General features: G+C 44.3%; 9 protein-coding genes. 4 read left to right on the plus strand and 5 right to left on the minus strand.

The genetic code is table 11. From position 1 onward, the window contains the following. Nucleotides 1–43: 43 nt before the first annotated feature. The 5 genes from urtE to urtA form a co-directional block, all read right to left on the minus strand. Nucleotides 44–742 carry an urea ABC transporter ATP-binding subunit UrtE gene (urtE, locus tag H6G32_RS14175; RefSeq protein ID WP_190459305.1) on the minus strand — a complete coding sequence of 233 codons (699 nt, stop codon included), beginning with the start codon at nucleotides 740–742 and terminating at the stop codon, nucleotides 44–46. A gap of 4 nt (nucleotides 743–746) precedes the next feature. Beyond that, nucleotides 747–1490 carry an urea ABC transporter ATP-binding protein UrtD gene (urtD, locus tag H6G32_RS14180; protein WP_190459273.1) on the minus strand — a complete coding sequence of 248 codons (744 nt, stop codon included), beginning with the start codon at nucleotides 1488–1490 and terminating at the stop codon, nucleotides 747–749. A 95-nt stretch (nucleotides 1491–1585) separates the two neighbouring features. Continuing rightward, the gene (gene urtC / locus H6G32_RS14185; RefSeq protein ID WP_190459275.1) at nucleotides 1586–2668 is read right to left on the minus strand and encodes an urea ABC transporter permease subunit UrtC; all 1083 of its coding nucleotides are present in this window, start codon (nucleotides 2666–2668) and stop codon (nucleotides 1586–1588) included. Between the two features lie 25 nt (nucleotides 2669–2693). Continuing rightward, a complete protein-coding gene (locus H6G32_RS14190; RefSeq protein WP_190459278.1) occupies nucleotides 2694–3857 on the minus strand; it encodes an ABC transporter permease subunit in 1164 nt (387 codons plus the stop codon). A 79-nt stretch (nucleotides 3858–3936) separates the two neighbouring features. Then, nucleotides 3937–5256 carry an urea ABC transporter substrate-binding protein gene (gene urtA / locus H6G32_RS14195; protein ID WP_190459280.1) on the minus strand — a complete coding sequence of 440 codons (1320 nt, stop codon included), beginning with the start codon at nucleotides 5254–5256 and terminating at the stop codon, nucleotides 3937–3939. 313 nt (nucleotides 5257–5569) lie between these two features. Between urtA and H6G32_RS14200 the strand changes: the two genes are divergently transcribed. The 4 genes from H6G32_RS14200 to H6G32_RS14215 form a co-directional block, all read left to right on the plus strand. Then, nucleotides 5570–6193: an acetoacetate decarboxylase family protein gene (locus H6G32_RS14200; RefSeq protein WP_190459282.1), complete on the plus strand. Its 624-nt coding sequence runs from the start codon at nucleotides 5570–5572 to the stop codon at nucleotides 6191–6193. Between the two features lie 1026 nt (nucleotides 6194–7219). After that, nucleotides 7220–8296, plus strand: a complete 1077-nt coding sequence (locus H6G32_RS14205; protein ID WP_190459285.1) for a TIGR03032 family protein — start codon at nucleotides 7220–7222, stop codon at nucleotides 8294–8296. Nucleotides 8297–8437: 141 nt separating this feature from the next. Further along, nucleotides 8438–11968: a putative Ig domain-containing protein gene (locus H6G32_RS14210; protein WP_190459288.1), complete on the plus strand. Its 3531-nt coding sequence runs from the start codon at nucleotides 8438–8440 to the stop codon at nucleotides 11966–11968. A 194-nt stretch (nucleotides 11969–12162) separates the two neighbouring features. After that, on the plus strand, nucleotides 12163–12353 hold a 191-nt coding region (locus H6G32_RS14215; RefSeq protein WP_190459290.1), incomplete at its 3' end, for a helix-turn-helix domain-containing protein.

A 12353-nucleotide genomic window follows, 5' to 3' on the forward strand; every position in this document is an offset into this window, starting at 1 on the left:
TCTATGTAAATACTTAGATGGGTATTTTTTTAGTTTGCAAGTATCAAACAGCTAAAAACCTTTGAATCACTTCTTGGCTGAGTTCGCTGGTGGCACCGGTCGCAACAATACCACCTTTTTGCATCGCGTAATAGTAATCTGCTTGGCGGACAAAGTGCAGGTGTTGTTCTACGAGTAATACAGAAATGCCTGTGGTAGCGACAATGCGGCGAACAGCAGCTTCAATTTCTAGGATAATTGAGGGTTGGATACCTTCGGTGGGTTCGTCTAAGACGAGTAGTTGGGGTTGTCCCATTAAAGCACGGGCGATCGCTAATTGTTGCTGTTGTCCTCCACTCAAATCCCCACCCCGGCGCGTTAGCATCTTTTGCAACACCGGAAATAGGCTGAAAATCTCCTCAGAAATTTCTTGACTTTTCTCCCTTTTCTTTCTCGCTTCTAACCCCAACAACAAATTTTCTTTAACTGTTAACTGGGGAATTATTTCTCTTCCTTGGGGTACATAACCAATTCCCATTTTTGCCCTTTGGTCAGGAGATTTTAAATTAATTATTTGTCCATCAAATTTAATTTCACCGCTACGGGGTTGAAGTAACCCCATAATCGTTTTTAGCATGGTAGTTTTACCAACACCATTACGCCCAATAAGACACACCATTTGCCCTGGTTGGACGCTCAAATCAACATTTCGCAAAATATGACTTTCGCCATAATAAACGTTTAAATTAGATATCTCTAACATCATTTTATTCCTGTTGACCCAAATACACCTCAATTACACGGGGGTCTTGTTGTACCTCTTCAATACTGCCTTCACACAAAACTGAGCCTTCGTGCAAAACTGTCACCTTCCGGGCAATTTGTCTGACAAATTCCATATCATGCTCAATAACTAAAATTGAATAACTTTCAGCTATTTCTAAGAGCAAGTTACCTACATTTTCCGTTTCTTCATCTGTTAATCCAGCTACAGGTTCATCAACTAGTAATAAATCGGGAGACTGGGCTAATAACATCCCAATTTCTAGGCGTTGCTTCTCTCCATGAGAAAGTAAACCGGCGGCCATATCTGCCTGATTAATTAAACCAATAGTAGCGAGTAACCCCTTAACTTTTATTTCTTCGTTTTTTGATGGACGACGAAATAAGCTAGAAAACACATTCTTATTCCGGTTGCAAGTAATTTCTAAGTTTTCTCTGGGTGTTAAGTTCAGGTAAATTCGGGGAGTTTGAAATTTGCGCCCAATTCCTAAACGGGCAATTTGATGTTCTGCTAAGGAATGAATACTTTTACCTTTAAATAAAACTCGTCCTTGGGTTGGTTTGACTTTACCTGTGATCACATCGAGAAATGTAGTTTTACCAGCACCATTAGGGCCGATGACTACTCGCAATTCTCCTAGATCCATACTAAAGTTTAACTGGTTTAATGCCTTAAACCCATCAAAATTAACTGTCAGATTTTCTGTTTCCAATATTTTGCCGTTCATGGTGCACTTCGGGGCTTTCTTCTAAGCTAGGATAAGTATCAATTAACGTAAGTTTGTAGTTATCTAGTTAGGACTGGTAATTGGTAATTGGTAATTTAATCACAATCATCTTTTAATTTTGAATTTTGAATTTTGAATTTTGAATTGTTTAAGAGTTGATTTTGGAACCATCCGACTATGCCATCAGGAAGCACTGTAACGACGATTAAAAATAGCGCACCTTGGAAAAATTGCCAAAACCCGGCAAATTGTTCACTTAAAAAAGCACGGGCATAGTTTACGAATAAAGCTCCTAATACTGCCCCAATTAATGTAGCGCGTCCCCCTACAGCTACCCAAATCACCATTTCGATAGAAAAGGCAATATCCATTGCTCTAGGCGAAACAGAACCACTCTCAAGGGTGTATAATGCTCCGGCAATACCTGCGATCGCACCAGAAATAGCAAAGACTAATACTTTAAAATCAGTGGGATTATAACCAGAAAAGCGCATCCGGCTTTCATCATCACGAATGGCAATTAACAGCTTTCCAAAACGTCCACTTGTTAACCAACGACAAATGCCATAGGTAAGGGCGAGTGAGATTACTGTAAGAATGTAAAAAATAAGTTGAGTTGGGGAATCGCTGAATCTTAAGCCAAATAAAGTTGTAAAATCTATTAGTCCATTAGTGCCGTTAAACAGTCCTTGTTGTCCATTAAAGAAGTTAAAAAATACAATCGTTGCCGCTTGTGTGAATATAGAAAAATACACTCCGCGAATGCGATTACGAAATACTAAATATCCGAGTAATCCGGCTAATAAAGCTGGGAGGATAACCACAGCAATTGCAGCAAAGGGAAATGAATAAAAAGGTTGCCAAAACCAGGGAAGTTCTGTAACACCGTAAAGTCCCATAAAATCAGGTAATTCACCTGGGGGAACTTGGAGTTTCAGGTACATGGCGATCGCATATCCGCCTAAACCAAAAAATATCCCATGTCCCAAGCTAAGTAACCCAGTGTAACCCCAAATCAAATCAATCCCCAAAGCCACAATCGCCAGTGCTAGAAAGCGTCCTAGCAGATTTAGCCGAAACCCTGAAAGTACAGATGGGATGATCAAGATGAGGAAAAGTGCGATCGCCACAACCACCCCCACCTCAATTAAAATTAAACGTATTCCTTTCTTATTCATACTCTTAGCATTTTAGAAATTTATCCTATACATCAAAAGCCCTACCTTTCTGGGGAAAAATCCCCGCTGGCTTCCACTGCAAAAAGGCAATAATCAAGGCAAATACCATCACTTTAGCCATACTTGTTGTCGCAAAAAAATTAAAGAAATCTGCTAAAGGTGGTATTGCCGTTAATAGCCGAGATATAGTTTCTGAACCAATTAAGTAAGTTATTGTCCCAATAGCCAATGAAGCAACAATACTACCTGCTAAATTACCCACACCACCCACAACAACAACCATAAACGTATCAACAATATAATTTTGCCCCGTATTTGGCCCCACAGAACCGAGCAAACTAATTGCACATCCAGCTATCCCAGCTAATCCCGAACCCAGGGCAAAAGTAATCGCATCAACTTTTTGAGTTGGGATACCTAAACAAGCACTCATACTCCGATTTTGAGTGACAGCGCGAATCCTTAACCCCCAGCGCGATTGCTGTAAAAATAGATAAACTCCCCCAACACAAATAATCGTTAAAGCAATAATAAATAACCTGGCATAGGGCAACTGTACACCACCTAAAGATATTCCATCTTGCAACCAACTAGGAGCAGAAACATCTAAATTTTGAGCGCCAAACCAGGGTTGAGTAACTGCTAATTTATATGTTTCACTGAGAACTTTACCTGTTGCTGTGGCTACTCCCAGAGATAAGAATAACATCACCGCTACAACCCATTGGCGAATTTGACCAAAATTTGTGCGTTGCTTTAACAACCATAAACCGCCAAATAATAATAGAGAAAACAGCACAATTGCAATCATTAGCACCCAGTTTATACTGCGGACAAATTGCTGTAAAATTAAACTCACTCCCCAAGTTGCTAATAAAGTTTCTAGGGGACGCCCATAAAGATATTTAATTACCCCTTGTTCCAAAATCAATCCTACAACAGCCGTGAGAATAAACGCGATTATTAAAGCTAAGAAAATATAACTTTCAAACCAAAATCCCCCCAGTTGTTTACAAGCATTTTGAATCACAAAGGTTGTGTATGCTCCCAACATCATCAATTCACCATGAGCCATATTGATCACACCCATTAGCCCAAATACAATAGCTAACCCTAGGGCGGCAATTAATAATACAGCGCCAATACTAATCCCATTAAATACAGCTTCTAAAAATCCGGAAATTAGCACTTTTTCCTCTCAACCATATTAAATTTAAACCTCTTTTTTTCAAAGGTAGAGACGTTGTCTATAGCGTCTCTACATACCTCTATACTTTTTCGTATTTGCCACCCTTAGCCGGGTCTGACCAATCACAAGCAAATCCCTTAGTTTCTTTCACAAATTGATTCCAGGGAATTGGCTCAACAGGTGCAGGAGTAGCATAGACAATATCAAACAAACCATCATCTCTAACTTGACCAATGCGGACAATTTTTGATAAGTGATGATTAGCATTCATTGTAACTTTGCCTTCAGGTGCATCTAAAGTTTGACCATAAGCCGCCGCACGCACCTTATTTAAATCTGTAGTTTGAGCTTTTTCTACTGATTGCTTCCACAAATAAACGGCAACATAAGCCGCTTCCATTGGGTCATTTGTTACCCTATTTTCGCCATACTCTTTCTTAAAAGCCGCGACAAATTTTTTGTTCGCAGGTGTGTCAACTGTTTGAAAATAATTCCAGGCTGCATAGTGACCTTTGAGATAATCAACACCAATTGCTTTAACTTCTTCTTCAGCAATACTGACAGACATAGAAGGATATTTATCTGGTGTTAAACCTGCTCCCTTTAATTGTTTGAAGAAAGCAACATTACTATCACCATTGAGGGTATTATAAATCACTCCCCCATTAGGCAAAGCTTGCTTAATTTTGGTAATGATGGCTGTAACTTCTGTGTTACCTAAAGGTAAATAATCTTCTCCTACTGTTTTCCCGCCAAGGGCTTCTAGTTGTGCTTTAATAATTGTGTTAGCAGTACGAGGAAACACGTAATCAGAACCGACTAAAAAGAATTCTTTACCCTTGTTTTTTAACAACCAATCTACAGATGGTTCAATTTGTTGATTGGGAGTAGCCCCAGTATAAAATATGTTTTTAGAACATTCTTGACCTTCATATTGGACTGGATACCAAAGCATGTGATCACTGCTTTCAAATACTGGTTTAACATTCTTGCGGCTAGCAGAAGTCCAACAGCCAAAAACTACGGCAACTTTATCTTGTTCTATCAGCTTTTTGGCTTTTTCTTTAAAGATATCCCAGTTAGAAGCGCCATCTTCTACTATTGCTTCTATCTTTTTACCTAAGACTCCTCCAGCAGTATTGATTTCTTTAATTGCCAATTGTTCAGCATCAACAACGCTTTTTTCACTAATCGCCATTGTGCCACTTTGAGAATGCAGAATCCCAACTTTAATGCTATTTCCAGCAGCCGGTTCGGCAACGGGAGATGAACCAGTAGCCGGAGTTTGTGTAGGATTACTTTCAGGATTATTCACACAACCCTTTAACAAAAAACTAGTCCCCAAGGAAGCAGAAGCATAGACTAGAAACTGCCGCCGATGAAAAAATCGTCTTGCCATATTTTGATGCTAGTACTGATTAATTAGCTGAATGTCATAAACTATGATACTAGTGTCATATTCAACCAAAAATTTGTAAATTTTTATACTATTTATTGCAAAATTTTAATACAACTTTTTTTTAAGTAATGAAACCGCATCTACCCCCGAAAGCAACTTAACTTATTTAATAGATATCGACGTCACAGAAATTGTTACAGGAGATTACGTATTTACTATTGCACAGCATAGATGGTTAAGGATACCTCAGAAAGATGATATATTTGGTTGGGTTTATCACTATATTTATCTGTAAAATACTGTAGGTTCCTATATGCCCTACCCCTCTGCACCTTGGACGCTTCGAGGCTATGCTATCCAAACTCTGCATTTGGTGAATATTGACAAAGTACGTCCCCTAATTCCCGCAGAGTTAGAGATAATTTCTGTCTGGCCTGGTAAAACCCTTGGTAGTGTGTATGTATCGAATTATGGGTCAGGCTCAGTTCTGGAGTACAGCGAGTTAATTATCGCGCCGGCAATGGTGGGTTATGGCGGAAAAATAGGTGGTTGGATTTCTCACATTTATGTAGATCATGCTGACTCGCTAGCTGGTGGTCAAGAAATTTGGGGACTACCAAAAGAACTCGCTGAGTTTACTTGGGAAAAAGGAGAGGATGTCACTGTCCGTCAGGGAAACCGAAAACTCTGTAGTCTTAACTATCAAGGGCAAAAGTTAGCATGGAGACAAAGGTTAAGCATCTCTGGTTTCAGTGCAATGGGTACTGATTTGCTCATATATGGGGCAGAATTTGAGTCTTTGTTGGGTTTGATTGGTTCTCAGTTAGAAGTTCCCCCTGAAAGTCCTTTTTCTGGTGTTGGTTTAAATCAGCCTTTTTTAACTCTGCGTTCTGACCAGTTGAGTTTGCGAGTTGATGCGCCACAAGTTTTAGGATAGAGAAAAGTCAATCTAATTTATCAGTAACATTAATAAGGTGGGGCTGGTTCAGTTTCTGCTGTTGTTGTCTTTGCGGTGAGTACGATAGCGAAGCGTGACCCCAGGTCATTAATTTTGATGGATATAAGTTAAAAAATAAAGACTGTTTCCGACTCTTATTTAAACCCCGACTGAAACAAAAGCTACGTGTAGACCTATGCCCTTGGCGTTCCCTTAGGGTAGGGGTATTAGACCCTAACATCCTGATAAGTGTTCAAAATTCATCGCTTTTTGAACACTTATCACCCCTGAACAAAAACGGGCATTAACCTGATTTTCGACATTTTACCAGCCCCAAGTCCAAAAACAAGTGATATTCAATACTAACCGTACTCTATAGCAATCCTATTTGATTTGTGAACATAAAGTGAGTCAGATACCCGACTTCTCTAAGAAGTCGGGTATCTTTGTGTTCACAAATGATTTAGGACTGCTATAGCAAATGAGATAATAGTGTGTAAATCACACTACCCATTGTTATTGCATCGGCTTGCAAAAATTAACCCAGCTTATAAATTGTGCCATGTCTAACGACAAGGGGCGACGCATCTATGCCGTCCCCAAACAATACACCACTTCTGTTCCTGAGTTTTTTCTAGTACGAAGAGAGAGAAAACCATGAATAAATTCTTTGAAATAATCGGGTTTTTAAGCGTCTCTCCACCCCCCTACAGGGGTTTCATCAAAGTTATCCTTCCATTGGGGGTTCCTGATCCAAAATCTACTCGTTAGATGGGTAAATTGGGAGCTTTTTGGCGGCATAACCTAATATCTTGGGTGAAAATGAGATTGTAAAAACCGCCAAAAAGCGTTGACTGACCAATTTTGCACAGGTTTCTCCCCAAGGGGACAAAAACTGAACCTCTCCTGAAAGCAGAGATTGACCAGAGGTGGAGAAAGGTCAAATTCCAGCCATCGAACTCAGCTTCACGAGGGTGCCATTCCCTTTAGTACCCAATACCCAGCCCCCTTGAACCAACAGCACCAATGACTCAAACTCCTGTTTCTGCCTCTAGTGGACTAGAAATCAACGCTTCTAGACAATTCACCTCTTGGCTATATGAGCAAAATCTCAGTTTGTCATTCTCCACCTACCAAGCAGGCAAAGTGTTTTTCATAGGCTTGCAACCCGACAAGCGGCTGTCTGTATTTGAGCGGACTTTTGATCGCTGCATGGGCTTGTATAGCCAGGGAAGCAGCTTATATATGAGTTCCCTCTACCAACTGTGGCGATTGGAAAACACTCTCGAACCTGGACAAGTCCACAACGGCTACGATGCCCTCTACCTGCCGCAAGTGGGTTACATCACTGGAGATTTAGACATCCATGACATCGCCATCAGCAATTCCCCAGAATCTGAAAATTCACAGAAATTGATATTTGTCAATACTCTATTTAGCTGTCTGGCCACAGTCAGCGAAACCCACAGCTTCGTCCCTCTGTGGCAGCCCCCGTTTATCTCCAAGCTAGCGGCAGAAGACAGGTGTCATCTGAACGGGTTGGCACTGCGCTCAGGAAAACCGAAGTACGTCAGTGCCATCAGTCAGTCGGATGTAGCCCAGGGATGGCGGGACAAGCGAGCCAATGGCGGTTGCGTCATCGATGTAGAGAGCAACGAAATAGTGTTGGCAGGACTGTCAATGCCCCACTCCCCCCGGTGGTATCGAGACAAACTGTGGCTGCTCAACTCTGGCACAGGGGAATTTGGTTACGTGGACTTAGAGCGGGGGGTATTTGAACCGGTGGCTTTCTGTCCAGGTTACCAGCGTGGATTAGCCTTTCATGGCGACTTCGCGGTGGTGGGGATTTCCCAACCCAGGTACAACAAAACCTTTAGCGGGCTGCTGCTAGATGAAAAGTTGCAAGCCAAGCAGGCACAAGCCCATTGCGGACTGCTGGTAATTGACCTCAAAAGTGGGGATATTGTCCATTCCTTGCACCTAGAAGGGGTGGTGCTGGAACTGTACGACGTAGTTGCATTACCAGGGGTGCGACGACCGATGGCAGTTGGCTTCAAGAGCGATGAAATCCGGCGGCTGATCACTGTTGGGACAGATTCCTGATCTCCGCAGCTACTCGACCAACCCCAAATTACCGGGTGAAGGCAAGCAAGGAAATGAGGGAGAAATAACTAACTCCTGCCTTGTGAAGAGGCATTGAACGGGATTTCCAAAGTCTAAAATCTCAAATCGAAGGAAAAACTCATGGCAAATTCAGTTTTCAACTTATCTGACCTCAACGGCGTTAACGGCTTCGTTGTTAACGGCATCACAGAGGGTGACTTCTCAGGCTCCTCTGTCAGCAGTGCCGGGGATATCAACGGTGACGGCTTCGACGACCTGATTATCGGGGCAAGAGGTGCCTCCCCCAACGGCACTTATTCAGGGCAGAGCTATGTGGTGTTTGGCAGCAGCAGTGGCTTTAGCCCGACCCTCAACCTCTCCACCCTCAACGGCGCTAACGGCTTCGCTATTAACGGCATCGCCGCATATGACCAATCAGGCAGGTCTGTCAGCAGTGCTGGGGATGTCAACGGTGACGGCTTCGACGACCTGATTATCGGGGCAAGATATGCCGACCCCAACGGCTCCAACTCAGGGCAGAGCTACGTGGTGTTTGGCAGCAGCAGTAGCTTTAGCCCCACCCTCAACCTCTCCACCCTCAACGGCGCTAACGGCTTCGCTATTAACGGCATCGCACAGGGTGACAGATCAGGCTCCTCTGTCAGCAGTGCCGGGGATGTCAACGGTGACGGCTTCGACGACCTGATTATCGGGGCAAGATATGCCGACCCCAATGGCTCTAATTCAGGGCAGAGCTACGTGGTGTTTGGCAGCAGCAGTGGCTTTAGCCCGACCCTCAACCTCTCTACCCTCAACGGCGCTAACGGCTTTACCATCAATGGCATCGCACAGGGTGACAGCTCAGGCTCCTCTGTCAGCAGTGCCGGGGATGTCAACGGTGACGGTTTCGACGACCTGATTATCGGGGCACCTGGTGCCGACTCTTCAGGGCAGAGCTACGTGGTGTTTGGCAGCAGCAGTGGCTTTAGCCCGACCCTCAACCTCTCTACCCTCAACGGCGCTAACGGCTTTACCATCAATGGCATCCCAGGGAGTGACTTGTCAGGCTCCTCTGTCAGCAGTGCCGGGGATGTCAACGGTGACGGCTTCGACGACTTGATTATCGGGGCACCTAGTGCCGATCCCAATGGCTCTTTATCAGGGCAGAGCTACGTGGTGTTTGGCAGCAGTGGCTTTAGCCCGACCCTCAACCTCTCCAGCCTCAACGGCGCTAACGGCTTCGCTATTAACGGCATCCCAAGGAATAGCTTCCCAGGCATATCTGTCAGCAGTGCTGGGGATGTTAACGGTGACGGCTTCGACGACCTGATTATCGGGGTAAGAGGTGCCTCCCCCAGCGGCATGTATTCAGGGCAGAGCTACGTGGTGTTTGGCAGCAGCAGTGGCTTTAGCCCGACCTTCAACCTCTCCACTCTCAACGGCGCTAACGGCTTTACCATCAATGGCATCCCAGGGAGTGACTTCTCAGGCAGCTCTGTCAGCAGTGCTGGGGATGTCAACGGTGACGGCTTCGACGACCTGATGATCGGGGCACCGGGTTACTTCCGCAACCGCTCTGATTCAGGGCAGACCTACGTGGTATTTGGCTACGCTAACATCGGTGCTGGCGGTAGCAGTAACTTGGTGGGGATTGATTTTAGCACCACCTTTACTGGCACTCCCGTCTCCATTGTTGATAGCGACTTCACCCTGACGGACAACAATGCTGCCCTAGCTGGTGCTACCATCACTATTACTAATCTCTTGGATGGGGCAGCCGAAAGCCTCGGCGCTACTGCTATTGGTAACATCACCGCTACTTACAATGCCACTACAGGCATTCTCACCCTCAGCGGCACGGATACAATTGCCAATTACCGACAAGTCCTTGCCAGCCTTACCTACAACAATACAGCTGCCTCTCCCAACACCACTAACCGGACAATTGAGTTTGTCGTTGATGACGGGCAACCTTTCAGTAACACGAGTGCGGTGGTAAGGACTACAGTGGCGGTAAGTCCTTCTGCTAATCAACCCCCCGTCGCCGTCGATGATGCCTTCAGCACGAATGAGGATCAAGTTCTCAACGGTAATGTGCTAATTGCCAATCCCACCACAGCTGACAGTGACCCGAACAACGACACTTTAACGGTGACACAGGTGAATGGCAATGCTGCGGCTGTAGGCAACGAGATTACTTTAAATTCTGGTGCTTTGCTAACCCTTACCAGCAATGGCAGTTTTGTCTATAACCCTCAGGGTCAATTTGAATCTTTGAGTGTGGGAGCCACTGCCAGCGACAGTTTTACTTATACTATCGATGATGGCAATGGTGGCACTAGCACAGCAACGGTTAATCTCACCATCAACGGTGTTAATGATGCACCAACTTTAGTAAATGCTCTTTCAGACACAACTACCACAGAAAACAGTGCCTTCAACTTTACCTTCCCCGCCAACACTTTTGCTGATATTGATGTAGGAGACACCTTAACCTACACTGCTACCTTAGATAACGATAATCCCCTACCCTCGTGGTTGAGCTTCAACGCCAATACTCGCACCTTCAGTGGCACTCCTGCGGCTGGTAATGTCGGAACCATCAGCGTTAAACTTACTGCCAAGGATACCAGCAACGCCAATGTCAGCGATATCTTTAACCTGACAGTCACTCCCCTCAACTTGATGGGAACCCCGAATGCTGATAACCTTACAGGCACAGCCAGCAACAACACCATCTATGGGTTAGCTGGTAACGATACCATCACGGGTAATCAGGGTGACGACACCCTCATCGGCCGGGGCGACAAGGATAGATTTGTCTTCAACTTGGGCGACGGTACAGATACTATTACCGATTTAGGTGGTATAGGTAAAGGCTCAAACCCTCCGCCAGCAGTAATTGCCGAAATTGATATCTTGAAATTCCAGGGGGCTGGCTTAACCGCGGGCAATCTGCTGCTAACTAAAAATGGTAGCAATCTGGAAGTCTCCTTTGAAAACGTCGCCAACAGTCCCAAGGTAATCTTGCAAAACTTTGCCTTGGAAAATCTAGATAACCTAACTGGCCTTGGCAATATCCTATTTGATGGGGAAACCACCATTACTGATAGTTTTGATGTCTTCGATGCCGACTCCACCTCAACTACTGTCTTCAACCGCAACACAGTCACATTCCTCAACGACCTGAATAACAATGTCAGTGGTTTTAATTCTGCTGATGTGATTAATGCTCAGTTGGGTGATGACACAATCGACGGTCTGGGTGGCGATGACCTGCTGCGCGGTGGTGCAGGTAATGACACTCTTTCGGGCGGTAATGGTGATGACAAACTCTATGGTGATGACGGTAATGACAGCCTTGTGGGCGGTAATGGTCAAGACCTACTCGTTGGCGGTGGGGGTAACGATTTCCTCGACGGTGGCAGGGGAGATGATAACCTGACTGGCGGTACTGGTAGCGATATCTTCTTGCTGGCGACAGCCGCAGGTCGGGATACGATTACTGACTTTAGTTTAGGTCAAAGCGATCAAATCGGCTTGTCTGGCGGACTGAGTTTTAATCAGTTGTCCTTCTCTGGCAATGAGATTAGCTTAGGTAATCAAACCCTAGCGGCGCTCACTGGATTTGATACTACCACGCTAACTCAGGACAATTTTGTCTTAGTTTAAGCATTTCAGTGATGGGGGGGCATGGGCATTGCTCATCCCCTGCTTATGTCATCTATAGGAATCCGGTTTGATTTCTGTAAGCCGCACACTCGTGACTTCAAGTCATGAGTTAGGCGTTCCATATTTCTATATTTAGAATAGCAGATGCTTGCGTATTATGGTAAGATTATCACAGCGAAACATTTGTTAGAGAAATGCAAAAAGCGTTTAAAGTTACACTAATTCCTAATCACAATCAAGAAGTCTTAATTAATAAGACTATTGGTTGTGCAAGGTTTGTATATAACCGCTTTCTGGCATTGAGAAAAGAGCTATATGATACTGAGCAAAAAACCTTAAACTACAATGGTTGTAGTCAGCAGTTAACTTTACTCAAAAAAGAGAT

It is taken from the genome of Cylindrospermum sp. FACHB-282 (genome assembly GCF_014697195.1).
In the GTDB taxonomy this organism is placed as follows: Bacteria; Cyanobacteriota; Cyanobacteriia; order Cyanobacteriales; family Nostocaceae; genus Cylindrospermum.